This window comes from Acidovorax sp. (assembly GCF_016783915.1).
GTDB lineage: Bacteria > Pseudomonadota > Gammaproteobacteria > Burkholderiales > Burkholderiaceae_C > Acidovorax.
This window is the reverse complement of record NZ_JADHVT010000004.1, coordinates 13,431-38,888: the sequence shown is the minus strand read 5'-3', so window position 1 is coordinate 38,888 and position 25,458 is coordinate 13,431. Positions and strand designations below refer to the sequence as shown.

At 64.0% G+C, this 25,458-nt stretch carries 20 protein-coding genes; 13 read left to right on the top strand and 7 right to left on the bottom strand.

Annotation, left to right across the window (positions count from 1 at the left end; genetic code table 11):
* Position 1 precedes the first annotated feature (1 nt).
* From ISS20_RS01820 to ISS20_RS01805, 4 genes are all read left to right on the top strand, one after another.
* Entirely contained in the window at positions 2-871 is an 870-nt protein-coding gene (locus ISS20_RS01820) for a UDP-2,3-diacylglucosamine diphosphatase (RefSeq protein WP_291433144.1), read from the top strand.
* Positions 868-1,959 (top strand): glycosyltransferase family 1 protein, encoded by a 1,092-nt coding sequence (locus tag ISS20_RS01815; protein WP_291433143.1) that lies wholly within the window; start codon positions 868-870, stop codon positions 1,957-1,959. Before ISS20_RS01820 ends, ISS20_RS01815 begins: the two co-directional genes overlap by 4 nt.
* A 174-nt stretch (positions 1,960-2,133) precedes the next feature.
* A complete protein-coding gene (gene ppk1 / locus ISS20_RS01810) occupies positions 2,134-4,194 on the top strand; it encodes a polyphosphate kinase 1 (RefSeq protein ID WP_291433230.1) in 2,061 nt (686 codons plus the stop codon).
* Entirely contained in the window at positions 4,191-4,655 is a 465-nt protein-coding gene (locus ISS20_RS01805; RefSeq protein ID WP_291433141.1) for a histidine phosphatase family protein, read from the top strand. The genes ppk1 and ISS20_RS01805 overlap by 4 nt, the downstream gene beginning before the upstream one ends.
* Before the next feature lie 68 nt (positions 4,656-4,723).
* Here the strand turns inward: ISS20_RS01805 and ISS20_RS01800 are convergent, their stop codons facing one another.
* A complete protein-coding gene (locus ISS20_RS01800; RefSeq protein ID WP_291433140.1) occupies positions 4,724-5,251 on the bottom strand; it encodes a hypothetical protein in 528 nt (175 codons plus the stop codon).
* A 52-nt stretch (positions 5,252-5,303) separates the two neighbouring features.
* Positions 5,304-6,782: a Ppx/GppA phosphatase family protein gene (locus ISS20_RS01795; RefSeq protein WP_291433139.1), complete on the bottom strand. Its 1,479-nt coding sequence runs from the start codon at positions 6,780-6,782 to the stop codon at positions 5,304-5,306.
* A gap of 265 nt (positions 6,783-7,047) precedes the next feature.
* Here ISS20_RS01795 and pstS point away from each other — a divergent pair, with 265 nt between their 5' ends.
* The 7 genes from pstS (at position 7,048) to phoR (ending at position 13,853) form a co-directional block, all read left to right on the top strand.
* Entirely contained in the window at positions 7,048-8,070 is a 1,023-nt protein-coding gene (pstS, locus tag ISS20_RS01790) for a phosphate ABC transporter substrate-binding protein PstS (RefSeq protein WP_291433138.1), read from the top strand.
* 80 nt (positions 8,071-8,150) lie between these two features.
* Complete coding sequence (pstC, locus tag ISS20_RS01785) at positions 8,151-9,170, top strand: phosphate ABC transporter permease subunit PstC (RefSeq protein ID WP_015013587.1); 1,020 nt, start codon at positions 8,151-8,153, stop codon at positions 9,168-9,170.
* A 42-nt stretch (positions 9,171-9,212) separates the two neighbouring features.
* Positions 9,213-10,067 carry a phosphate ABC transporter permease PstA gene (gene pstA, locus ISS20_RS01780; RefSeq protein WP_291433135.1) on the top strand — a complete coding sequence of 285 codons (855 nt, stop codon included), beginning with the start codon at positions 9,213-9,215 and terminating at the stop codon, positions 10,065-10,067.
* 61 nt (positions 10,068-10,128) lie between these two features.
* Positions 10,129-10,911 carry a phosphate ABC transporter ATP-binding protein PstB gene (gene pstB, locus ISS20_RS01775; RefSeq protein ID WP_056067255.1) on the top strand — a complete coding sequence of 261 codons (783 nt, stop codon included), beginning with the start codon at positions 10,129-10,131 and terminating at the stop codon, positions 10,909-10,911.
* A gap of 11 nt (positions 10,912-10,922) precedes the next feature.
* The gene (gene phoU, locus ISS20_RS01770; protein ID WP_010457902.1) at positions 10,923-11,624 is read left to right on the top strand and encodes a phosphate signaling complex protein PhoU; all 702 of its coding nucleotides are present in this window, start codon (positions 10,923-10,925) and stop codon (positions 11,622-11,624) included.
* Between the two features lie 21 nt (positions 11,625-11,645).
* Complete coding sequence (gene phoB / locus ISS20_RS01765; protein ID WP_291433130.1) at positions 11,646-12,353, top strand: phosphate regulon transcriptional regulator PhoB; 708 nt, start codon at positions 11,646-11,648, stop codon at positions 12,351-12,353.
* A gap of 156 nt (positions 12,354-12,509) precedes the next feature.
* Positions 12,510-13,853 (top strand): phosphate regulon sensor histidine kinase PhoR, encoded by a 1,344-nt coding sequence (gene phoR, locus ISS20_RS01760; protein ID WP_291433128.1) that lies wholly within the window; start codon positions 12,510-12,512, stop codon positions 13,851-13,853.
* Here phoR and ISS20_RS01755 read toward each other — a convergent pair.
* The 5 genes from ISS20_RS01755 to trxA all read right to left on the bottom strand — a co-directional run bounded on the left by ISS20_RS01755 (position 13,807) and on the right by trxA (position 19,203).
* Entirely contained in the window at positions 13,807-15,174 is a 1,368-nt protein-coding gene (locus ISS20_RS01755; RefSeq protein WP_291433126.1) for an MATE family efflux transporter, read from the bottom strand. The genes phoR and ISS20_RS01755 overlap by 47 nt on opposite strands.
* Positions 15,174-16,874, bottom strand: a complete 1,701-nt coding sequence (locus ISS20_RS01750; protein WP_291433124.1) for a hypothetical protein — start codon at positions 16,872-16,874, stop codon at positions 15,174-15,176. The genes ISS20_RS01755 and ISS20_RS01750 overlap by 1 nt, the downstream gene beginning before the upstream one ends.
* 109 nt (positions 16,875-16,983) lie before the next feature.
* A complete protein-coding gene (locus tag ISS20_RS01745; RefSeq protein ID WP_015013594.1) occupies positions 16,984-17,238 on the bottom strand; it encodes a type B 50S ribosomal protein L31 in 255 nt (84 codons plus the stop codon).
* 92 nt (positions 17,239-17,330) lie between these two features.
* A complete protein-coding gene (gene rho, locus ISS20_RS01740) occupies positions 17,331-18,593 on the bottom strand; it encodes a transcription termination factor Rho (RefSeq protein WP_056067265.1) in 1,263 nt (420 codons plus the stop codon).
* A 277-nt stretch (positions 18,594-18,870) separates the two neighbouring features.
* Positions 18,871-19,203 carry a thioredoxin TrxA gene (gene trxA, locus ISS20_RS01735; protein ID WP_008906761.1) on the bottom strand — a complete coding sequence of 111 codons (333 nt, stop codon included), beginning with the start codon at positions 19,201-19,203 and terminating at the stop codon, positions 18,871-18,873.
* 110 nt (positions 19,204-19,313) lie between these two features.
* Here trxA and ISS20_RS01730 point away from each other — a divergent pair, with 110 nt between their 5' ends.
* Positions 19,314-21,920 carry a PD-(D/E)XK nuclease family protein gene (locus ISS20_RS01730; RefSeq protein WP_291433108.1) on the top strand — a complete coding sequence of 869 codons (2,607 nt, stop codon included), beginning with the start codon at positions 19,314-19,316 and terminating at the stop codon, positions 21,918-21,920.
* A complete protein-coding gene (locus ISS20_RS01725; protein ID WP_291433106.1) occupies positions 21,917-25,423 on the top strand; it encodes an exodeoxyribonuclease V subunit beta in 3,507 nt (1,168 codons plus the stop codon). Before ISS20_RS01730 ends, ISS20_RS01725 begins: the two co-directional genes overlap by 4 nt.
* Positions 25,424-25,458 lie beyond the last annotated feature (35 nt).

Below are 25,458 nucleotides of genomic sequence, written 5' to 3'. Positions count from 1 at the left end.
GGTGCGTGCCGCGTTCGACGCCCTGGGCCCCTGGTTGAACGAGTCCCTGGTGCCGCAGGATGCAGAGCCCGACGCGCATGCATCGCTCGCCGGCCAACAGCGATATCGCGCGGTGTTCATTTCGGATCTGCATCTCGGCACACCGGGTTGTCAGGCTGTAGCGCTGCTGGATTTTCTGAAGCACCATCCCAGCGACCATCTGTACCTGGTGGGTGACATCGTGGATGGGTGGCAGTTGCGTCGCCGGTGGTTCTGGCCGCAAGCCCACAACGATGTTGTGCAAAAGCTGTTGCGGCGTGCGCGCAAGGGGTGCCGCGTAGTGTTTGTTCCTGGTAACCACGACGAGTTTGCCAGGGCATTTGTGGGGCATTCTTTTGGTGGTATCGAGGTGGTGTCTGATGCAGTGCATACCACTGCTGATGGGCGCAGCCTGTGGGTCACGCACGGTGACCACTTTGATGGCGTGATCCAGTGCGCCAAATGGCTCGCCTATGTCGGTGACAACCTGTATGAGTTCACGCTCAGGCTGAATCGCCATCTCAACACGCTCAGGGCACGCATGGGACTGCCGTATTGGTCGCTGTCCGCATACCTGAAAGGCAAGGTGAAAAAGGCGCTTAACTACGTCACCGACTTTGAGGTGGCGGTGGCCGCAGAGGCCCGTCGCCGTGGGCATGATGGAGTGGTCTGCGGACATATTCACCGCGCCGAGATGCGCGAGATTGGCGGCACCTTGTATTGCAACGATGGCGACTGGGTGGAGAGCCACACGGCACTCGTCGAGCATCTCGATGGTCGACTGGAGCTGTTGCAATGGCCAGCTATGCCTGCGGCCAATCTGTCGAGCCAGACCACACAGGTGTCCGCATGAAGATCGCTTTGCTGACCGATGCATGGCTACCACAGGTCAATGGCGTGGTGACCACGTTGGTGGAGCTGGTGCGGGAGCTGGAGGATGTCGGGCATGACGTGCATGTGCTGCATCCAGGCCAGTTTGCTACCCGTCCGTGCCCTGGTTATGCGGGCATTGATCTGGCAGTGCGACCCTACAAATTACTCGCTCACAAGTTGGACGCCCTGCAGCCCGATGCCGTTCATTTGGCCACCGAAGGGCCTTTGGGGTGGGCCGGGCGTCGTTACTGTCTCAAGCGTGGTTTGGCCTTCACCACAGCCTTTCATACGCGGTTCCCCGAGATTCTTCAGGCTGCCCTGCGCATACCGCTGGGTTGGGGCTATGCACTTTTCAGGCATTTTCACCGCCCCTCGTCAGGGGTAATGGTGCCTACACAGGGCGTCTTGCAGATGCTGGAGCAGCGAGGCTTTCGTCAACTTCGTTTGTGGACGCACGGTGTGGACACCCAGGCGTTTCGCTTTCACGGCGAGGTATGCCAGAGTCCGCTCACTGGCGTGTTGGCTCATCCTGTAGCGCTGTACGTAGGCCGCCTTTCATATGAAAAGAACATTGATGCCTTTTTGCAGATAGACATGCCGGGAACCAAAGTGGTGTGCGGTGTAGGTCCGCTGGAAGCGCGGCTGAAAGCCAAGTACCCTCAGGTGCGCTGGCTCGGCATCCTGGACCGGGAGGCGCTGGCACAGGTCTACGCCTCGGCCGATGTCTTTGTGTTTCCCAGCCGCTCAGAGACCTTCGGGCTGGTAATGCTGGAGGCGATGGCTTGTGGCACACCGGTCGCTGCCTTTCCTGAAGACGGCCCCCGTGAGGTGCTGGGGGCTGGAGACGGGAAGGCACCTGTGGGTGGTGTATTGCATGACAGCCTGCTGGTCGCCGCGCAGCAGGCTTTAGCCATTCCGCGCACCGAGGCCCGCAGCAGGGCGCTGGAGTTCACCTGGGCCCATGCAGCAAGATTGTTTCAGCAGTATCTGGTACCAGCCCGCTCCAGCGAACAGGGAGTTTTTGTGTCTGTCACAAAGTCTGTCACGCAGTTGTCATCTGGGCGTTAAATACTGCAGCGATCCTGCAATTGCTGCACCCGCGTATCCATGCCGCCCCTGCCTCCTGTTGATTCTGTCCCTCTGCAGCCCGAGCACACCGATGCTGTGGGGTATTCCTCGCACACCTTGTCACATGACAATGATCTTTCGTCGGTAGGGGTTGCTGCTGGCGTTACGCCCCACATGTTTCTGGACCGGGACCACAGCATCCTGGCATTCAACGAACGCGTGTTCGATTGGGCGGTCCGCACGGATGTTCCGCTGCTGGAGCGGCTGCGCTATCTGTGCATCGTGTCGTCCAACCTTGATGAGTTTTTTGAAGTGCGTGCGGCAGCGCACATCACGGCGGCTAAGAAGGGTGAGACCAAGGGCCTCTACACCGCAGCATCTTTTGAGGCCCTATCTTCCCAGGTGCACGACCTGGTGGAGCGGCAATACACCCTATACAACGAAGCGCTGGTCCCCGCATTTGCACAACATGGCATCCGTATCGTTGCGCACGGCGACCGGTCCGCAGAGCAGAGGCGCTGGGTACACGAGTATTTTGTGCGCGAGGTCCGCCCCTTGTTGATTCCGGTGGGGCTAGACCCTGCCCATCCGTTTCCCCAGGTGGCCAACAAGTCGCTGAACTTTATTGTGCGCCTCAAGGGACACGATGCCTTTGGGCGCGAGAACGAAATCGCGATCGTGAAGGTGCCGCGCGCCTTGCCCCGTTTGATCCGCATGCCGAAGAAGGTAGCGCCCGATGGGGCATTGTTCGTCAGCTTGTCGAGCATCGTGCGGGCCCACCTGGAAGACCTCTTTCCTGGTCGGGAGGTGACGGAGTTTTCGCAGTTTCGTGTCACGCGCCATTCCGATCTGGCACTGGACGAAGAGGATGTGCGCAACCTGCGCACTGCCTTGCGGCAGGGCCTGCAGCACCGCCACTACGGACAGGCTGTTCGGCTGGAAGTCTCTGCAGGTTGCTCCCGCTTCCTGTACGACTTTTTGCTGGAGCAATTTGATCTGCCCAGCGCGGCCTTGTACCGTGTACATGGTCCTGTGAACCTCGTGCGCCTGAATCAGCTGGTGGACTTGGTGAACGATCCCTCGTTGCTGTTTCCGCCTTGGAGCTCCGCATGGCCGAGGCAGCTTCAGCCGGGGGTGTCCATCATGGATCAGCTGCGCCAGCGCGACGTGTTGATCCACCAGCCTTTCGAGAGCTTTGATGGTTTGCTCGCGTTCTTGCGGGAGGCCGTGAACGACCCGCAGGTGCTGGTCATCAAACAGACCATCTACCGCACAGGCTCCGACTCCGAACTCATGGACCTGCTCAGCGAGGCGGTACGCCGGGGCAAGGAGGTGATGGCGGTGGTGGAGCTGAAAGCACGCTTTGACGAAGAGGCCAACATCAATTGGGCTGAGGCGCTGGAGTCGATTGGTGCGCAGGTGGTCTACGGCGTGGTGGGCCTCAAGACCCACGCCAAAATGCTGCTTGTCACACGTCGCGAAGGGCGGCAGTTGCGCCGCTACGGTCACCTGTCCACCGGCAACTACAACGTGCGCACGGCCAAGCTGTATACCGACCTGAGTTACCTCACCGCAGATGAAGAGACCACCGCCGACATGGATGGTGTTTTCAATCACCTCGCCAGCCAGAACCGGCCGCCCAAGCTACGCAAGCTCATGCTTGCACCGTTCCATCTGCACCGCCGCATGATAGAAAAAATCGAGCGCGTGGGGCAGGCGGCAAGCCGTGGAGAAGACGCACGGATTGTGGCCAAGATGAATGCCCTGACCGACGAGGGGCTGATGCGAGCGTTGATCCTCGCCGGGCAGCGTGGCGCGCGCATCGATCTGATTGTGCGCGGGGCCTGCATGCTGGCCGCGCAGGTGCCTGGAGTGACTGACAACATCCGGGTGCGCTCGGTGATTGGCCGGTTCCTGGAGCACACGCGTGTTTTCTATTTCCGCGCGGGCGGCGAGGAAGACCTCTATCTGTCGAGTGCCGACTGGATGAACCGCAACATGATGCGCCGCGTGGAGCTGGCGTGGCCGGTCACCGACGCCACGTTGCGCCAGCAGATCATCGACGAATGTTTGGTGGCCTACCTGTGTGATGACCGGGACGCCTGGACGTTGAACGCCGGCGGCACTTATGACCGCGCTGCGCACCCTGTGGACGGTCGTGGTGCGCAGAACGCGTTGATGGTGCGCTATGGGCCGCGGCCTGCCCTCGGCCGCGAGGAGCCAGGGGCCGCATGATGGATTTGATTCTTTGGCGTCATGCCGAAGCGGAAGAGGCCGGAGATGGCGGCGATGACCTTGCCCGCCCTCTTACCAGCCGGGGTGAGAAGCAGGCGGCGCGCATGGCCGCCTGGCTTGATCGTCAACTGCCGGAAGGCCTCAGGGTGATGGCAAGTCCAGCACGGCGAACTGAGCAGACTGCCCATGCCTTGGGACGCAAATTCAAGATGCGTGCCGAGTTGTTGCCAGGCGGAACACCACAGGATTTGCTGGAGCTTGTGCAATGGCCGCACGCTAAGGGCGCGGTACTGGTGGTGGGGCACCAGCCCATGCTAGGCCAGACCGTTGCCCAGTTGCTGCAACTCCAGGCCCCCGAGTGCCCTGTGCGCAAGGGCTCCGTGTGGTGGCTGCGCCAGCGCCAGCGCTGGGACCACAGCCAGACCGTGCTGATGGCAGTGCAGTCACCGGAGTTTCTTTGATTCACCCACAAATGCCAGCGGACTTGTGAGGATCCTCGCCCAAGGCGTGCGGTGCCTTGGGGCCTACTTCACTTGCGTCCTGTTTTGCCGCTGGCCTTGTCCGCTGTCTTAGCTGCGGCTTTTGGCATGGCTTCTGCCACATCGGCTTTGGGGCGACCGGTCTTGATGGAGGGCACAGCTTGCAAGGCGCTGTGCAACGCGCTGTCTGACAGCCCCGCCAACACCTTGAGCCCCGCACGCAGCAGCTCACTTTTCTTGACGGGATGGGCAAGTGCCGTGGCGCGGTCTTTCAAGGTGCCGAGCACCGCGTATTCGTCCTTGGGGATGGTGAAGCTGTCACGCACCAACTTGGGCTTTTTGGCTTTGGGCTCATTGGCCTTGCCTGGCTTTGCTGCAGTTGCTGCCTCGACTGGCTTGGTCGCCACAGCTGGCTTGGGGGTAGAGGCCTTTTTTGCCACGGCCTTTTTGGCTGGTTTGACTGCCTTGGGGGCCTTGACGGCTGATGCTGGCTTGGTCGGCTTGGCTGCTTTTGTGGTCGGGGCTGCAGGTGCGGCGGGCACAACAACGGTACTGGGGGTAGTGGGGGCAGTGGTCATGGTAGAGATTTGATAAACGATATAAACAGTTTATATCGTTTTCTTGCTCTCCTCAAGGCATGTCAACAGTCAGCTCCCAAGGGGTCTTCTGCCAGGCTTGTACTTCTTCGCGCAGAAGGTGGGCGGACTGCGGGTATGCCTGGGCCCAGCCGGGCCGGGCGCTGGCTTGAAATTGCTGCCTGTCAAGACGCAGCGACAGGCCCTTGGTATCGGGCTCCCGGCGCGCATGGCACAGGGCCACAGCCAAGCGCAAGCATAAAAGCTGCAGCACAAAAATGGAGTCGTCGAGTTCCACACCCAACTTGCGCACCTTGCCTCGCTGCCCTTGCACCAGCACTCCCAGACGGTGGAGTTCCGGCACAGCAAAGCCAGCGGCATCGGTGTTGTCGAGAATGTAGGCGCCGTGTCGGTGGTAGTCGCTGTGCGAAATGCGGCAGCCAATCTCATGCAGCCGGGCGGCCCAGTCCAGCTTGCGGCTGGCACGTTCGCTCCCGGGTGGGGCAGCCTGGTCAAACAATGCACAGGCGGTGCGCGCCACGCGGTCTGCATGCTCCATGTCCACGCCAAACCGTTGCATTAATCCCTGGACGGTGGTGGTGCGCAGGTCGGTTCCGGGTTGCTCCCGATCCAGAAGATCGTACAAGGCGCCCTGGCGCAGTGCCCCTTGCGCAACCTGCATCTCGCGGATGTCCAGCAGGTCAAACACAGCGCGCAGCACACTGATGCCACCGCCAATGACCGCGCGGCGCTCTTCCTTGAGCCCGTCCATGCGCAGACGGTCTGCACTTTGCGCGCGCATCAAACGCTCCTGCAACCAGTTCAGCCCATCGCGGGTGATCAGACCCTGCGGGCCTCCAGCGGCAGCCAGAATGTCGCCCACAGCGCCTGCCGTGCCAGACGATCCGTAAGCCACGTCCCACGCGTCGGGGCGAAAAGTCTCCAGCGCTTCGTCCAGTACCGCCTTGGCTGCGATTTCCGCCGCCAGGAACGCCTGCGCAGAGAACTCTCCCTTGGCAAAGTAGCGCTGTGACCACGCGACGCTGCCGACCCGGAAAGAGGCCACAGCATGGGGTGTGAACTGCTGTCCAAGGATCAATTCAGTGGACCGTCCTCCGATATCCACCACCAGGCGGCGCTCGTCCGACTGGGGCAGCAATCGGGCCACGCCCTGATAAATCAACCGAGCCTCTTCAGGACCGGACACCACGTCAATGGGATAGCCCAGCATCTCACTGCCGCGCGACAGGAATTCTTCGCGGTTGCGTGCTTCGCGCAGTGTCTGCGTGGCCACTGCACGCACCTGGGCGCGGGGAAAACCCGCCAGGCGCTCACCAAAACGCGCGAGGCAAGCCCAGCCGCGCTCCATGGCATCTCGAGTCAGGTTCCGGTCTTCATCCAGCCCGTTGCCCTGGCGCACGGTTTCCTTGAGGTATTCCACCCGCTGGACGTGCCCGAACTCATAGCGCCCGATTTCCAGGCGAAAACTGTTGGAGCCGAGGTCGACTGCGGCGAGGCGTGTGCCGTTCTGCATGTGTGTGTGGTGGAAGCTTCGTGCGGCATCGTACCGCGATGCGCGTGACCCCATCTGAGGCGCAGGCCGCTGGGGGCCGGGCGGGCAGGTGGTTGGACTATGGGGCTAGTGTGATGGGATCGTGTGACATATCCATGACGCCATCCATTCGGCGTCATGGCGGTTGTCGCAATAGCCTGGGACCGGTCCTTTTGTGTCACTGAATTGTCATGATAGACCTCTAGAGTTCGCTGTGTTCCTGTTAACCCCTGCCGAAAGGTACCTCATGAAACGCGTATTTCTCAAAACCGTCGCAGTAGCACTGGCCGCCCTGGCAGTGGGCAACGCATTTGCGGCGGACATCACCGGCGCCGGCGCTACGTTCCCCTTTCCGATGTATGCCAAGTGGGCTGAAGCCTACAAAAAGGAAACCGGCGTGGGCCTGAACTACCAGTCCATCGGTTCCTCCGGTGGTATCCGCCAGATCCGCGCCAAGACCGTGGCTTTTGGCGCTACCGATGCCCCTTTGTCGGGCGCTGAACTGGAAAAGGACGGCATGGTGCAGTTTCCCGCCATCATCGGTGGCACCGTGCCCGTGGTGAATCTGGATGGCTTCAAGCCGGGCGAACTGCGCGTGACCGGCACCGTGCTGGCTGAAATGTACCTGGGCAAGATCACCAAGTGGAACGATGCCAAGCTGGCAGCCCTGAACCCTGGCAAGACGCTGCCCGACCAGAACATCACCATCGTGCACCGCGCCGATGGCTCGGGCACCACGTTCAACTGGACGGATTATTTGAGCGCCGTCAGCAAGGAATGGGCTGACACGGTGGGCAAGGGTGCTGCGGTGAAGTGGCCTGCCCAGTCTTCGGTGGGTGGTAAGGGCAACGAAGGTGTGGCCGCCAACGTCACCCGCGTGAAGGGCGCTCTGGGCTACGTGGAGTACGCCTATGTCAAGAAGAACAACATGACGTTCTTGCAGCTGCAAAACGCCGATGGCAAGTATGTGGCTCCCGACGACGCCACTTTTGCGGCGGCTGCTGCGAGCGCCGACTGGTTCAGCGTGCCTGGCATGGGTATTTCGATGGTGAACGCCAAGGGCGCCAACAGCTGGCCCGTGAGCACGGCATCCTTCATCCTTATGTATGCGGACCCTGCAGACAAGGCCCAGTCGGCCGAAGTTCTGAAGTTCTTTGACTGGGCCTTCAAGAACGGCAAGACCATGGCGGCTGATCTGGACTACGTGCCGCTGCCTGACGCCCTGACGGCGCAGATCCGTTCCAAGGTCTGGTCGCAAATCAAGAAGTAAAGCGGTTTGCCCCAGAATAGTGCCCATCGGCCGGCTGGTCTGGCCGATGGGCACTGGTTTGTGGGGTCTCCAGAAGCCAGATGGGAGTCAACATGAGCGTGGGAACCACCATGAGTTCGCAACCCGTGTCCGTCAAGACGACGGACGCCCCCACACCGTCCATGGTGTCGATTGCCAAGCGGCAGCGGCTGCAGGACATCGTTTTCCACCGGCTGACCCAGAGCCTGTCGCTGCTGGTGCTGGTGGCGCTGCTGGGCATCATCGTCTCGCTGTTCATCTACGCGTGGCCGGCTTTTCACAAGTTCGGCATCCAGTTCATCTGGCGTGCTGAATGGGACATCATCAATGAAGAATTCGGTGCGGCGATTGCCATCGTCGGTACCCTCGCCAGCGCGGGCATTGCACTGCTGATTGCCGTGCCGCTCGCGTTTGGTATTGCGCTTTTCCTGACGGAAACCTGCCCAGTGTGGCTGCGTCGTCCGCTGGGCACCGCGGTGGAGTTGTTGGCGGCTGTGCCGTCCATCATTTACGGCATGTTCGGCCTGTTCGTGTTTGCGCCATTGTTCGCAGACCACTTCCAGGTGCCTGTGCAGAAGCTGCTTGGCTCCATGCCGCTGATCGGCTTTTTGTTCGGCGGCAGTACCAACGGCTTCGGCATTCTGGCGGCGGGTATCGTGCTGGCTTTCATGGTGTTGCCCTTTGTGGCTGCTGTGATGCGCGATGTGTTCGAGATCGTTCCACCCATCCTGCGCGAGTCCGCTTATGGCTTGGGTTGTACGACCTGGGAGGTGGTGCGCCGCGTGGTGCTGCCCTATACCCAGAAGGGTGTGATTGGCGGGGTGATGCTGGGCCTGGGTCGGGCCCTGGGAGAGACCATGGCCGTCACTTTTGTGATCGGCAACGCCAACCGCATGCCCACGTCGCTGTTCTCGCCCGGCACTTCCATCGCGTCCACGCTGGCCAACGAGTTCGGCGAAGCTGCGGACTTCCATCTGTCCACGCTGTTTGCGCTGGGCTTCCTGCTGTTCGTGATCACGTTTGTGGTGCTGTCGGCCGCCAAGATCATGCTGCTGCGTGCCGAGAAGGCCAAGGGCCTGTAAGCCCCGCAGCCCAGCTCCCGTCCCTCTTCAGAGACAAGCCCCATGGAATTCAATCAACAACTCTACAAAAAGCGCCAGCGCTCCAACGCCATTGGCCTGACCCTGTCATTGGGTGCCATGGCACTGGGTCTGTTTGTGCTGCTCTGGATCCTGAGCGTGCTGCTGTCCAACGGCTTTGCCGCACTGGACTGGAACATGTTCACGCAGTCCACCCCTGCACCTGGCTCCGATGGCGGGGGCCTTGCCAACGCCATCGTGGGGAGCCTGCTGATGGTGGGTTTCTCCGTGCTGGTGTCCACGCCCATCGGCGTGCTGGCGGGGGTGTACCTAGCCGAATATGGGGACCAGAGCAAGACCGCCGAGCTGACCCGTTTTGTGACGGACATCATGCTGTCCGCTCCCTCCATCGTGCTGGGCCTGTTCGTATATGCCATCGCGGTGGCCACCGTGGGCAACTTCTCGGGCTGGGCGGGCAGCCTGGCGCTGTCGCTCATCGCAGTGCCTGTGGTGGTGCGCACCACCGAGAACATGTTGCGCCTGGTGCCTGGCAGCCTGCGCGAAGCGGCCTTTGCACTGGGTGCTCCGCGCTGGAAGGTCTCGACCATGGTCACCTTGCGCGCTGCACGCAGCGGCGTGATGACCGGCCTGTTGCTGGCCGTGGCCCGTATCAGTGGCGAGACAGCGCCCCTGCTGTTCACCGCACTCAACAACCAGTTCTTCAGCACCAACATGAACGCGCCCATGGCCAACCTGCCGGTCGTGATCTTCCAGTTCGCCCTGAGCCCCTATGAGAACTGGGTGCGCCTGGCTTGGGGCGGTGCGCTGCTCATCACGCTGTCGGTGCTGATCCTCAACGTCGTGGCGCGGGTCTTCCTGCGCGAAAAGAACCGCCTGTGATCCCACCAGCTGCCCCTGCTGAAGCCACCGACAAGACTGCCTCCATTTTCAGGAATTGACAATGAACGCCACTGCTACCGCCACCGCCAGCAAGAACGCGCTGGAGCTGCGTAACCTGAGCTTTTTCTACGGCAAGTTTCAGGGCCTGCGCAACGTGAGCCTGGACATCGCCGAGCACAAGGTCACCGCCTTCATCGGCCCCTCGGGCTGCGGCAAGTCCACGCTGCTGCGCACGCTCAACCGCATGTACAGCCTGTATCCCGGCCAGCGTGCCGAGGGCTCCATCAGCTTTTATGGCCAGGACATCCTGGACCCCAAGCAGGACATCAACCTGCTGCGTGCCCGCATCGGCATGGTGTTCCAGAAGCCCACACCGTTTCCCATGTCCATCTACGACAACATTGCCTTTGGCGTGAAGCTGTATGAAACGCTGAGCAAGAGCGAGATGGACGACCGCGTGGAGTGGGCGCTGTCCAAGGCCGCACTGTGGACCGAGGTGAAGGACAAGCTGCACCAGAGCGGCCTGTCGCTCTCCGGCGGCCAGCAGCAGCGCCTGTGCATTGCGCGCAGCGTGGCGGTGAAGCCTTCGGTGCTGTTGCTCGACGAGCCCACCTCGGCGTTGGACCCGTTGTCCACCGCCAAGATCGAAGAGCTGATCGACGAGCTCAAGCACGACTACACCATTGCGATCGTGACCCACAACATGCAGCAGGCCGCCCGCTGCAGCGACTTCACCGCCTACATGTACCTGGGCGAGATGATCGAGTTCGGTGCGACCGAGCAGATCTTCTTCAAGCCCGAGCGCAAAGAAACCGAAGACTACATCACCGGCCGTTTCGGCTAAGGAGACAGCAGATGCCCGATAAACATCTTTCCTCCCAGTTCGACAGCGAACTCAACAGCGTCTCTGCCCGCGTTATGGAAATGGGCGGCTTGGTGGAGTCGCAGATTCGCCAGGCGGTGTACGCGCTGTCGCAATTCAGCCTGGAGGCCGTGGAGACGGTGGCTTCGATGGAGACCCGCATCAATGCGATGGAGGTCGAGATCGACCAGGAGCTGTCCTCCATCATCGCCCGCCGCCAGCCCACCGCGCGTGACCTGCGCCTGCTGCTGGCCTTCTCCAAGGCCACGGCCAATCTGGAGCGTATGGGCGACGAAGCCAACAAGATGGCGCGCATGGTGCGCTCCATCATCGAAGGCGGCGCCCCGCGCTCGTTGCCATCGAGCGACCTGCGGGTGGCGGCCGAGCTGGCCTCGGGCCAGCTGCGCAAGACGCTGGATGCGTTTGCACGGCTGGACGTGAAGGCGGCGGTCGCCATCCTCAAGGAGGATGACCTCATCGACAAGGAGTTCGACGGCTTCGTGCGCAAGCTTATCACCTACATGATGGAAGACCCCCGCACCATCTCGCCCAGCCTGGATCTGCTGTTCCTCGCCAAGGCCATCGAGCGCATTGGCGACCATTCCAAGAACGTGGCCGAGCTCATCATCTATCTGGTCAAGGGCAAGGACGTGCGCCACACAGCCCTCGACGAGATCGAGTCCGCAGTGCTGTAAGTACGGGGCGCTGGATTCACCATGAGAAAGCTTCCCCGTGTCCTCATCGTGGAGGACGAACCCGCGATTGCCGAACTGATTGCAGTCAACCTGCGCCACAACGGTTTCCAGCCCTTCTGGGCGGAAGACGGCGACAGCGCGCAGCGCGAGCTGGATGCCGTGCTGCCCGATGTGATCCTGCTGGACTGGATGCTGCCAGGGCAGAGCGGTCTGTCGCTGGCGCGCAAGTGGCGTGCAGACAGCCGCACCAAGCCCATCCCCATCCTCATGCTCACCGCGCGTGGGGATGAGCCGGACAAGGTGGCCGGGCTGGACGCCGGTGCCGACGACTACATCACCAAGCCCTTTTCCACGCAGGAGCTGCTGGCCCGCATCCGCGCGGTGCTGCGCCGCCGCGCGCCCGAGCAGGTGAGTGACAGCGTGACCATTGGCGAGCTGGTGCTGGACGCCGCGACCTATCGGGTCACATTCCAGAGCCAGCCCCTGAAGGTGGGGCCTACCGAGTTCAAGCTGCTGCATTTCTTGATGAAGCATGCCGAGCGTGTGCACAGCCGGTCGCAGCTGCTCGACAAGGTGTGGGGCGACCATGTTTTCATCGAAGAACGCACGGTGGACGTGCATGTCAAGCGGCTGCGCGAGGCTCTGGGTGCGGCGTCGGTGATGGTGGAAACCGTGCGCGGTGCGGGCTACCGGCTCACCGCCCAGCCGCAGGTGCCGCTGTCAGCCTGATGGAGTAGGCTCGCTGCTGCCTGCGATGGTGCTGTGGTGCGGTACCTCGGGCTGCCCCGGGCTGGCAGGCGTTGTCGGCAGCAATTGATGAATGTGATGGATCAATGGGCGCGCGAGTCGCGCCCCTGGCGTTTCTGAGAAGGCTTTGCAATCCGCATGCTGTGGCGTATTTCGTTTTTCCTGCTGTGGCAATTGGCGGGTGGTGGCCTGGGGTGGTGGCAAGGTGGGCCTTGGGGCGCTGCACTGGGTGCGGCCATTGCTGCCTGGGCGTGGTTCGTCTGGGACCTGCTGCGTGGCGTGCGGGTGCTGCGCTGGCTGCGCACTGGTGAGCTGGCGTCGGTGCCGTCCATGCGCGGCATCTGGGGCGAGGCGGCGGACCGCGCGCGGCGTCTGCTGCGCAAGCAGGAGGCGCAGATACGGGATAGCCAGGACCGGTTGCAGGAGATCCTTGCTGCCCTGCAGGCATCACCCAATGGCGTGGTGCTGCTCGATGCCCAGGGCCGCATCGAGTGGTGCAACCAGATGGCTGCCAACCAGTTTGGCTTTGATGCGCAGCGCGACGTCATGCAGTCCATTGGCAACCTGCTGCGCAACCCCGAATTCACGGCCTACTTCGCCGCCAAGGACTTCACCAGCGATGTGGTGCTGGAGGGGCGCCTGAGCACGCCATCGCGGCCCGTGCGCATTTCGGTGCACCTGCACCCCTATGACGACGGGCGCACGCTGCTGCTGTCGCGCGATGTCACGGCGCTGGAGCAGGCCGACGCCATGCGGCGCGACTTTGTAGCCAATGTGTCGCACGAAATTCGGACTCCGCTCACGGTGCTGACCGGTTTCGTCGAGACATTGCAGACTTTGCCACTGAGCGCCGACGAGCGCTCGCGCTACCTGGGCATGATGGCGCAGCAGGCGCAGCGCATGCAAAGCGTCGTGCAGGACTTGCTGACGCTGTCGCGCCTGGAGGGTAGTCCGCTGCCTGGCATGGCCGATTGGACGCCAGTGCAGTCGTTGATGCAGCGCTGTGAAGACGAGGGCCGCGCCCTGTCGGTGCTGCTCACCCAGAACCAGCAACGCCCCCATGCGATCCGTTTTCCGGCTGCCGACCTGTTGCGTGCCGAGGGGGAGATTGCTGGCGTGCCTGCCGAGCTGCAGAGTGCCCTGTCCAACCTCGTCAACAACGCTGTGCGCTACACCCCCGGAGGGGGCTCCATCGATGTGCAGTGGCTGCGCAAGGATGACGGCAGCGCTGTTTTCTCTGTGCACGATACTGGCCCCGGCATTGCGCCCGAACACATTCCTCGCCTGACGGAACGGTTTTACCGCGTGGACCGCAGCCGTTCACGCGAAACCGGGGGCACAGGCCTGGGCCTGGCCATCGTCAAGCATGTGCTGCAGCGCCATGGCGCCAGGCTGGACATCAGCAGCACCCTGGGCAAGGGCTCAGTGTTTTCAGTCACCTTCCCGGCCAACCGCTTGCGTGGCTTTGCTCTGCCGGGCTGATGGCGCGCCAGAGCATGGCAACAAACAGCAGCGCGGTCACGGCGAGCGCCGCCGCGCTAGCTGCCCAGAAGGGGGTGGGCGAAGCCACACCCGACCAAGGCCCGCTGCCTCCATAAGCCAGCCAGTAGCCGCCTGCCAGGCCGGCACCCCATAGCAGCGCGCAGTACACCGCCAGTGGCGCCAGCGTGATGCGGTAGCAGCGCAGCACAAACACGCACAGCGTCTGCACCGCATCGGCGGCGTGGTACGCCGCCACCCAGACCAGCACCGTGCCGGCCACGGCTGCCACGCTGGCGTTGTCGGTGTAGATCTGGCTGATCGAGTGTCGTGCTATCAATAGAATAGCTGCCAAGGCAATACCCACTAGCGCAGCGAGCGAAAAACCCATCAAAACCACTTGGCGGGCTCGCTGGGGCTGCTGTGCGCCCAGCCAGTAGCTCACCCGCGCGCTGGTGGCGATGGACAGCGACAGCGGCACCATGTAGAGCACGGCAGCCATGTTGGCGGCGATCTGGTGGGCGGCCGCCGAGGTGGTGCCCTGACGCGCGATGAACAAGGCCATCAGGGTGAAGGAGGTCACCTCCACCATCACGGCCAGGCCGGCCGGAATGCCCAGCCTTGCAAATCCCGCAATGGTGGGCCAGTGGGGTGGCTCCATGCGGCGCCACAGGTCCAGGGGGGTGTAGATATCCTGCGTGCGCAGCAGCCACACGGCCAAGGCCAGCATGCTGCAGTTGACGACCAGCGTGGCCCAGGCGCAGCCCACCACACCCTGAGCGGGAAGGCCGCCGCCGCCAAAGGTGAACCACACCGACAGCGGCAGCTTGATGAACAGCGAGCCCACTTGCAGCCAAGTCACCAGGCGCGGATGGCCCAGGGCCTGGTTGAGGGTGCTGTAGATCCGGAACAGCAGGGCGGGTGGGAGTGCCAGTGCCAGCACCGCCAGGTAGTTTTCGACCTGGGGGCGGAGCGCAGGCGGTACCTCCGTCCAGCGCAGCAGCGCGCCTGGGGAAAGCAGCACCGCCATGCCCACCACTGAAGCAGCAGCGCACAGGTACAAGGCCTGTCGCAGTGATCGGCCCACGGCCTCGGGTTGTTGTGCGCCACGCTGCTCGGCCCACACGGGGAGCAACGCCTGGAGCACGCCAATCAGCGCAACGTAGACGCTGATGAAGATGGCCGACCCCACAGACAGCGCGGCCAGCGACAATTCGCTGTAGCGCCCCGCCACGATGGTGTCCGTCACCCCGAATGCCATGACGGCCAATTGCCCCGCCAGCACGGTCATGGCGTGCCGGGTAATGGTGGACAGCTCCGACATCAGCGTGCCGGGGCCGCGCGGTGGAACAGCAGCAGGTTCTCGTTCTTGTCGGTTGGGCGGGGGAGGGTGGCCCAAGGCTCCCACAGCTCTGCACGGACCATGCGCTCTGACGCCGGCCAGGACACGCTATCTACCAGCAGCCACTGGCACTCATCCTGCAGTCCTGCGCGCTGCAGCGACAGCTGTCCATGGAACTGCAGTGCCGCCACCTGGGCGCGGTTCAGCCCCACGGTCTGAATGCACCCGGGCTCCGGCCCCAGGGCTGCCGCCACACTGCGCACCTGCGGACCATAGCTGCGTGCGTAGTCCAGCAGGGGCAGCCACAGGGTCATCAGCAAAAGCCAGCCCAGGGCAGCACCGCCAGCAGGCAGCACCAGGCTCTTCCAGATGGGTGCGCGGTTGCGAGACGCGCGCCACCATACCAGGCCGCACCAGCCCAAGGTGGCCGCCACGGCCACCAGCAACGCCAGCACCGAAAACTGCGGCACAAATCCCGGCGCCAGCTTGGCCACGTTGGCAGCGGGCTTGGCAGGTACGCCGGTCTGCATGGCAATCCAGATCACCCAGATCGCGAGGGCCGATACAGTAAAAAACAGCAGCGTGAACCAGTCAATCAGGGCCCCCACACTGCGACGCAGCGTGGGCAATGCGAATGCCGCCAGCGCAGCCATCGCGGGCAGGCCTAGCAGCAAGGCCCGGTCGGCCGGCTGGGTGGTGATGGTCGCGCCAATCGACACCAGGGTGAACCACAGGGGCAGCAGTAGATGCCGTTGGCCGGGACGGCTGAAAATTTGCTGGCGCCAGCGCCACACGGTCCACAGCGCCAGCGGCCAGGCCGGCCAGCCAAACCACAGCAGCAGGCGCGCCAGGCTCAGCCAGTCCTTGCCGCCACCATCGAACCCCACTACGCGCCAGCGCCACAGATCCAGACCCTGTGCCACAGCGGCTACCGCCAGTGTGGCGGCAGCCAGCATGGCGGCCCAGCGCCAGCGGTGGTCAGTGTGGCCAGCGGGCGCAAAGACCATCAGCACCATGCCGCCTACGCCCAGCATGGCCGTCAGGGCAGGGGCTCCGGACAGCGTAAGCCCAGCCATGCCCAGCACCAGTGCCACCGCAGGCGCCACGGTACGGTGTGGCATGGCCGCCACCGCAAAAAACAGCAGAGCGGTGCAACTGAGCTGCGCCAGATAGCTCGTCACTTCGTGCGACAGCTGTGCCAGGCCCAGGCAGGCGATCAGTGCCAGCAAGGCTCCATCGGCAATGGCGCGTGCGTAGTCGAGGGGGGGGGCCTCGCCGCCAAAGGCAAACGCTACCGGTTGGGCGCCGGGGCTGCGGGCCAGGTAGTACACGCCATACCAGGTGGCAACCAGCGTGATGACAAAGAGGGCAAGGAACGGCATGCGCGCTGCCATCTCCGCCGACAGCCAGGCAGGCGCCATCTGCACAGCCCAGGCCCCTAGCCAGTAAGGGAGCAGCCCTTCGGTTTCAGGGGGCATGCTACCGAGCAACGGGCTGAGCCAAGGAGTGCGTCCTTGGGCCAGCTCCAACATGTAGCCAAAAGCGGTGACGTCTGCATTCTTCCAAGGGTCACGGCCAACGAAGCCTGGCACCACATAGGCAATGCACAGCAGCAGCAGCGCCCAGCGGGGCAGTGGGCTGACAGCGTTCTGGGTAACGATGGCGGGGGTGGGTGGAGTCACGCGACAGTGGGCGGCAGGGCAGAGGAGCCACCGAGAATAAAGGCAAAACCCATGAAAAAAGGCAGCCCGGTTGCCCGGGCTGCCTTTTTGGCGGAAACGCAGGGGCGAATTACTTCGCTGCGGTCTTGCCAAAACGGTTGCGGAAGCGCTCCACGCGGCCACCCATGTTGTCCACGGACTTTTGCGTGCCGGTGTAGAAAGGGTGCGATTCAGAAGAGGTATCCAGCTTGAACAGCGGGTATTCCTTGCCTTCGTGGGTTTCGGTTTCCTTGGTGTTCACGCACGAGCGCGTCACGAACTTGAAACCGTTGGACAGGTCCACGAACAGAACTTCGCGGTAGTTGGGGTGAATGCCTTCTTTCATGATCTTCCTTTGAGTCAACTGCGGGAGCCGCACCGGCCAGTCCGATGTACTTTCCGCACGAAAAAGCCCTCTATTATTGCACAGGCTGGGAATCAGCCCCCGCGCCGCATCATGTCGAAGAAGTCCACATTGGTTTTTGTGGCCTTCATGTTCTTGATCATCAATTCCATGGACTCGATCTCGTCCATGTTGTACATGAACTGGCGCAGGATGCGCGTCTTTTGCAGGATCTCGGGGGCCAGCAGCAGTTCTTCGCGGCGGGTGCCGCTCTTGTTCAGTTCGATGGCGGGGAAAACGCGCTTTTCGTACAGGCGGCGGTTCAGGTGGATTTCGCAGTTGCCCGTGCCCTTGAATTCTTCAAAGATCACTTCGTCCATGCGGCTGCCCGTATCAACCAGCGCCGTGGCGATGATGGTGAGCGAGCCACCTTCTTCAACCTTGCGGGCGGCTCCAAAGAAGCGCTTGGGGCGCTGCAGCGCGGCGGCGTCCACACCGCCTGACAGCACCTTGCCGCTCGAGGGCACAACGTTGTTGTAGGCGCGGGCCAGGCGGGTGATGGAGTCGAGCAGGATCACCACGTCCTTCTTCAGTTCGACGAGGCGCTTGGCGCGCTCGATCACCATCTCGGCGACGTGCACATGGCGGGCGGCGGGCTCGTCGAAGGTCGAGGCGATGATTTCGCCCTTGACCGTGCGCTGCATTTCGGTCACTTCTTCAGGGCGCTCGTCCACCAGCAGCACCATCAGGTGTACGTCGGGGTTGTTGGCCGTGATGGCATGGGCGATGTGCTGCATCATCACCGTCTTGCCACTCTTGGGCGGGGCCACGATCAGGGCGCGCTGGCCACGGCCGATGGGCGCGATGATGTCGATGATGCGGCCGGTGATGTTCTCTTCGCTCTTGACGTCGCGCTCCAGGCGCATCTGCTCCTTGGGGAACAGGGGCGTCAGGTTCTCAAACATCACCTTGTGCTTGTTCTGCTCTGGCGGGCCGTCGTTGACCTTGTCGAGCTTGGTCAGCGCAAAGTAGCGCTCGCCATCCTTGGGCGTACGCACCTCGCCTTCAATCATGTCGCCGGTGTGCAGGTTGAAGCGACGCACCTGGCTGGGGCTGATGTAGATGTCGTCCGTGCTGGCCGTGAAGCTCGTGTCGGGGCTGCGCAGAAAGCCGAAGCCATCCGGCAGGATTTCCAGCACGCCGTCTGCAAACACCTGCTCACCCGCCTTGGCGCGCTTCTTGATGATGGCAAACATCAACTCCTGCTTGCGCATGCGGCCCGTGTTTTCGATTTCGAGTTCTTCGGCCTGCTTCAGGACTTCAGACACGTGCAGTGCCTTGAGTTCGTTTAAGTGCATGGATTGACTCCTTGGCGGAGCTGGTATGAATCTTGGGGGAGGTGGGCTGATGCCGAATGGGCTGCTGTTTGCAGGTCCGGCTCGCCAGGGATCTTGGTCCGGCTGCCAATGCATGCAGCCCGGTGATCTGTGGGAATTATGACAGGAAAAAATGCGGGGGCCTCAGGGGCGCAAGGTGTGAGGTTGCGCAACTGCCAGCCTGTTGTTTCCCCGCAGGTCTATCGCTTAACAAAAAAGCCCCATCGGCAGTCGTACCGAGGGGGCTTGGGGCAGTGGGTCAGGCCAGTTGTTGGTCGATGAAGGCGGTCAACTGGGCCTTGCTCATCGCGCCGACCTTGGTGGCTGCCAGTTGGCCATCCTTGAACAGCATCAGGGTGGGGATGCCGCGGATGCCGAACTTGGCGGGGATTTCGCGGTTCTCGTCCACGTTCATCTTGGCGATCTGCAGCTTGCCTTGGTAGGTGCCTGCGACTTCGTCCAGGATGGGAGCAATCATCTTGCAGGGGCCGCACCACTCAGCCCAGTAGTCCACCAGCACGGCGGAGCCCGGTTGGAGCACGTCGGCTTCAAAGCTGGCGTCGGAGACATGTTTGATGAGTTCGCTGGCCATGGCGGAATTCCTTGATTTTGGGCGGGTTGCGACCGGTGTACGTTTAAAGTCTGGGCATTGTGACAGAAACCAATCCCACGTTCACCGGTGTGGCCGGGTCTTGCGACGCTATGACAGTCATAGCGAAAAGCGATCAAACCAGTGGATTTGCGGCCGCAAGCACCGCCCTGTGGCAACGCGCACTGGCCCAGGTGGCTGCGCATGCCCAAGCCCATGGCGCCCATTTGGCGCGCACGGTGGTGCTGGTGCCCTACGCCCAGCTCATGCCCTGGGCCCAGCGCCATTGGGCTCAGCAGTTTCCGCAGGGCTTTGCACCACGTTTTGAAACCACCCGCAACTGGGCTCGCCAGTTGCAAGCATTTGAGCCCACGGGCGACGATCTGGCGGGCGATATGGCGCGCGACACGCTCACGGCCCGCACGCTGCTCGATCGTGTGGGGCAGGGCGCGCAGCGCGAAATGCTGGCCACGCCACTGCAGGAGGCCGCAGCCCAATTGGCCCCGGTGGTTGCCGCCGTGCCCCCGGCGCTGCGCGCTGCCTGGGGTGACGAGGCCCGCAAGCTGCTGGCCACGGCCGAGGAAGGCTCCGCTCTGCATTACGAGGCTCTGGTGGCGCGCCTGGCACTGGAATGGGCACTCGCATCTCGTTATGCGACCGACGTGCTGTTTGAGCCTGGCGTTCGCGGGGCGGTGGATGCGCTGGTGGTACTGGAGGGGTTTCAGTCTGACGTGCTGACCCGTGCCCTGCAGGCGCATTGGGGTGAGCAAGGTTTGTGCATTGCGCTGCCCGCACCGGTCGACGATGCCGATTCGCCGCCGCAGTGGGCCCTGCGCGTCGCAACGGACGCCGAAGACGAGGCCCATCGCGCTGCGGCCTGTGTGCTGCGCCACGTCGAGCAGGGGCGGGTGCCCGTGGCCCTGGCGGCCACGGACCGTGCACTGATCCGCCGTGTGCTGGCCCACCTGGACAGCAGTGGCGTCTTGGTTCGCGATGAAAGCGGCTGGATTCTGTCCACCACGCGCGCCGCTTCACGGGTCATGGCTGTACTGCAGGCCGCAGCGTGGAATGCCTCCTCCAACGAGGTGCTGGACTGGGTCAAACACACCCCCGCGCTGATGTCTGGCGAGGTCAACCGCCTGGAGCAATGGCTGCGCAAGGGCGTGGTGCAGTACTGGAGCGCCGCTGCCGCCCGGGATTTGAGTGCACAGCCCCACCTTGCCCGCACCGTGGCCACGGTGGAGGCCTGGCGCGAATCCCTGCGCACTTCGCGCCCGCTGGCGCAGTGGCTGCCAACCCTGCGCGCCGTGCTGGAGCAAGCGGGCCAGTGGCAAGGCCTGCAGGCCGACCCGGCCGGCATGCGCGTGCTGGGCGCCCTGCGCCTGCAAGACGGCCAGCAGTCAGAACTGGACGGCTGGGGCGACAGTGTGGGTCGCCGCATGACACTGGCCGAATTCACCCGTTGGGCCAAAGACGTGCTGGAGGCCGGGCGCTACGTGGCCGCGCAGGCGGCCGGAGCCCCTGTGGTGGTGTTGCCCATGCCGCAACTGCTGGGCCGCCCTTTCGCCGCCGCCGTGCTACCGGGCTGTGACGAAAAGCGCCTGCAACCTGCCCCCGAGCCCGTGGGCGAATGGTCCCAAGCGCAGCGCGAGGCCTGGGGCCTGCCCACGCGCCAGTCGCTGGAGACCGCCCAGCGTGCCGCCTGGACCCATGCCCTGCGCACGCCGGTAGTGGATGTGCTGTGGCGCACCGGTGACGAGGGCGGCGAGCCCCTTCTGGCCAGCGCGCTGGTGCTGGCTCTGCAACTGGATGGCACCGCCATGCCAGGAGCCGACGAGCGCGGTGCGCGCGATGTGGCCGCCACCCCCACGCAGCGCCCCTTGCCCGTTGGCCAGGCGCTGCCGGTGACGCACCTGTCATCTACCGCGTATTCCGATCTGCGCCATTGTCCGTACCGCTTCTTTGCACAGCGCCAGCTGGGCCTGCGCGAGGCCGACGAACTGGATGCCGAAGTGGACAAGCGCGACTTTGGCACCTGGCTGCACGCGGTACTGCAGCACTTTCATGAAGCCTTGCTGGCGGAACCGGCCGATGGCCTGGACGAGCGCCGCACCCGCATGGACGCCGCCGCCGAGGCCGTCACCCGCGAGCAGCGCCTGCAAGACGGCGACTTTCTGCCCTTTGCCGCAGGCTGGACGCAACTGCGCGACGGCTACCTGCAATGGCTGGCAGGGCATGAGCAACAGGGCGCCACCTTCCGCCAGGCCGAGGTCAAGGCCCGCCAGCCGCTGGGCGACCTGGAGCTGGTCGGCACCATCGACCGCATCGATGGGGTCTCGTCCACCGGCGAGCCTGCGGTACTGGTGATTGACTACAAGACCGAAAGCGACAGCGTGACCCGCCAGCGCATCAAGGCTGGAGCGGAGGACACCCAACTTGCTTTTTACGCGGCCTTGTTGAGCCACGACACCCTGCGCGCGGCTTATGTCAACGTAGGCGAGCGCGGCGAGACACAGTTGCACGAACAAGACGAGGTGGTGCACCTGCGCGATGTGCTCATCGAAGGCATCCAGCACGACATGGCCCGCATCGCCGCCGGTGCGCCGCTGCCCGCGCTGGGCGAGGGATCGGTGTGCGAGTTCTGCGCCGTGCGCGGCCTGTGCCGCAAAGACTACTGGGCCGACGCTGAACAGGCGTTGCCCGCGCAAGAGACGCCATGACCGTCAGCATTCCACAACCCACCCAGGCCGCCTACGAACACAACGGCCGTCCCGTATCGCGCGAGGCCTTCTACGCCATCGCCTGCGACCCCGCACGCAGCGTGGCGGTGGAGGCCTGCGCGGGTGCGGGCAAGACCTGGATGCTGGTCTCGCGCATGCTGCGTGCGCTGCTCGATGGCTGTGCGCCACACGAGATCCTGGCCATCACCTTCACCAAAAAAGCCGCAGGCGAAATGCGCCAGCGCTTGCAGGAGTGGTTGGAGGAGTTCAGCCACAAACCGTTGGAGGCGCTGACGGCAGAGCTGATTGCAAGAGGAATCAGCCCCCAGGGCGCTCTGGAAAAGCGCGAGGCGCTACAAAATCTATATCGCCAACTGCTTGGGGCAGGTCGCCCAGTGCAGATCCGTACCTTCCACAGCTGGTTTGCCGCGCTGCTGGGCACGGCCCCGCTGGCGCTGCTGCAACAGCAAGGCTTGCCCGCGCACTTCGAGCTACTCGAAGACGACGCCGAGGCGGTGCGCGAGGTGTGGCCGCCGTTCTTGCAGACCGTGGCCGACAGCGCCAGTCTGCGTGCTGACTACGAAGCCGTGGTGGCCCGCCATGGCCGCTCGCAAACGCACAAGGCCCTGGCAGCGGCGCTGGCCAAGCGTGTGGAGTTTGACCTGGCCGACGAGGCTGGCGTGGTCGATGCGTCCGTGCCGCCGTTCCAGCAGGCGTACCCCGAACTGGCTGCGTATGCAGAACCTGCCGAGGCCTTGCAGACCGAGGCCTCCCTTCAACGTTGGCGCAGCCGTGCCAGCGCCCTGGGGGGCGAGGCGAACAAGACCCCGCAAAAGGCGGCCGACGCCATCATCGACGCGCTGGGCTGCACTGACCTGAACCAGCGCCTGGACCAATTGCGCCGTGCGATGTTCGTCGCCAAGGAAGACCGCCTGTCCAAGAACCTGGAGAAGTTCCCCGCCGCTCAAGAGGCCGAGCCCGAGCTGCAGCGCCTGCTCACCGCGCGCCGCCAGCACGAGGCCTGGTTACACCAGCAGCGCATGGCCCGGCTGGCGCGCTGCCTGATCGCGCAGTTTGTAGCGGTCAAGCAGCAGCACGGCTGGGTGGACATGAACGATGTGGAGCGCACGGCTCTGGTCATGCTGGCTGACCCGGTGCTCTCAGGCTGGGTGCAGGAGCGGCTGGATGCACGCATCCGCCACCTGCTGGTCGATGAGTTTCAGGACACCAACCCGCTGCAGTGGCAGGCGCTGCACGCATGGCTGTCGGGCTATGCCGGATCAGGAGGCGGATCGGCCGCGCCCAGCGTGTTCATCGTGGGCGACCCCAAGCAGAGCATCTACCGCTTTCGTCGCGCCGAGCCGCAGGTGTTCATCGCCGCACAGGCCTTTGTGCGAGATGGGCTGGGCGGCGACCTTTTGAGTTGCGACCACACACGCCGCAATGCGCAGGGCGTGATCGGCGCCGTCAACGCCGTCATGGGCCAGGCTCAGGCGCAGCACGAAACCAGCGGATTCCGCGACCACACCACCGAATCCAAACACCCCGGCCAGCTGCTGCGTCTGCCCGCCATCACCGATGACGACGATGCGGGCGATGGAGGCAGTACAGCGCGAGACCCCCTGGCCTGGCGCGACAGCCTGACCGAACCCCGCCACGAAGCCGAAGAGACCCAGCGCATGCGCGAATGCACCCAGGCCGCCGCCTGGGTGGCCGCGCAGATCGCCAGTGGCACGCCGCCCAAAGAGGTGCTGGTGCTGGCCCGCAAGCGCGACCGCCTGGCCAGCATGCAAGAGGCCCTGCGCGCCCTGCACCTGCCTTGCGTGCAGCCCGAAAAGGCCGACCTCTTCGACGCGCCTGAGGTGCAGGACATGGTGGCGCTGCTCGATGCACTGGTCTCGCCGACGCACGACCTGTCGCTGGCGCGCGCGCTCAAGTCGCCCCTGTTTGGACTGCGCGACGACGCCCTGGTGGCCCTGGCTGTCTTGCGCCGTCAGCCGGAACATGCAGGCAGTAGCTGGTTTGATTTGCTATTGAAAAGTGAGCTGCTTGCGCATGAATATAAAGCGCTTGGAGCTGTTTTGATTCAGTACCAGGCGTGGGTGGGCAGTTTGCCGCCGCACGACGCGCTGCACGCTATTTATGAACACGGTGACGTGCTGGCCCGCTTTGCTGCCGCAGCACCCGTGACCCAGCGCCAGTCGGTGCAGGCCAATCTGCGCGCGCTGCTGGCGGCATCGCTGCAGCATGACGGTGGTCGCTATCTCACGCCCTATGCCTTTGTGCGGGCCATGAAGAAGGGCGGTGTGCGCGCACCCGGCCGGGCTGATGCGCAGGCCATCCGCCTGCTCACCGTGCACGGCGCCAAGGGGCTGGAGGCCGACTGTGTGCTGCTGCTCGACACCGACACCCGTCCGCAAAAGGCCGAGACCATGGGCGTGCTGGTGGACTGGCCTGGCGAGCAGGCCGTGCCGTCGGCCTTCGTCTTTTTGGCCAGCGAATCGAACCCGCCACCCAGCGCGGTGGATGCCCTCGCCGCCGAGCAGCAGGCCCGCAGCCGCGAGGAGCTGAACATGCTTTACGTGGCAATGACGCGTGCCAAGCATTGCCTGGTGCTGTCCTCGGTGCAGCCTGGCAACTCGGCCCCTGGTAGCTGGTGGAGCCGCTTGGCACCGTTGGTGACCGAGGTAGACACGCAAGCCTTGGCCCCGATAGCGCGGGAGGTGGGGGCTGCAGCGCCTGCGCAGACCTTCACCATTCCCAGCCTGCCTGCGCTGCCCGAGGCGCTGCAAAGCGCGCGCGTCCCCCCCGTTGCGGGACCGCAAGGCGACGCCCCCGTGGCCATGCCTGGCGACGGAGAATCCACCCCCCTGTCGCGCCAGGGCGATGCCATGCACCAGCTGCTGGAGCAGGCAGGTGTAGCCGGTGCCCCGTTGGCCGACTTGCGCGTCCAGGGTTGGCCCACCGCGCGCATTGCCCGCCTGGCCCTGGACCACGACATCGCCCCCCCTGCCGCACAGTTGGCCGCCCGCATGGCGCAGGCCATTCTGGCGGGCGAGGGTGCCTGGGCGTGGGACCTTGCGCTGGTGCAGACCGCCATCAATGAAGCGCCGTTGCACTACCAGGGCCAGAGCCTGCGCATCGACCGGCTGGTGTTGCGCCGCGCGGCCCATTCCAACGACGCAGCGGCGGGCTGGTGGGTGCTGGACTACAAAAGTGCCACACAACCCCAGCGCCAGCAGGCGCTGGTGGCCCAGTTGCAGCGCTACCGCGAAGCTGTCCAGGCACTGATGCCGGGCGAGGCGGTGTACGCCGCGTTCCTTACGGGCGATGGGCGGTTGGTGATCGTGGGCGATGCGCCGGGCGCAGCAGGGGCATCGGCGGCCCACGCGCCTGCGGTGGGGCATACTCTCGCCCCCGTTGCGCCGGTCGCTCCAGCAAAGCCCGTGCGCCCACCCGCCCCGCCGGGGCCTGCGGATTCTCCGCAGGGTTCTCTGTTCTGAACGGCTGCTCCGGCCCCCCGCAGCGCAACGCCCCT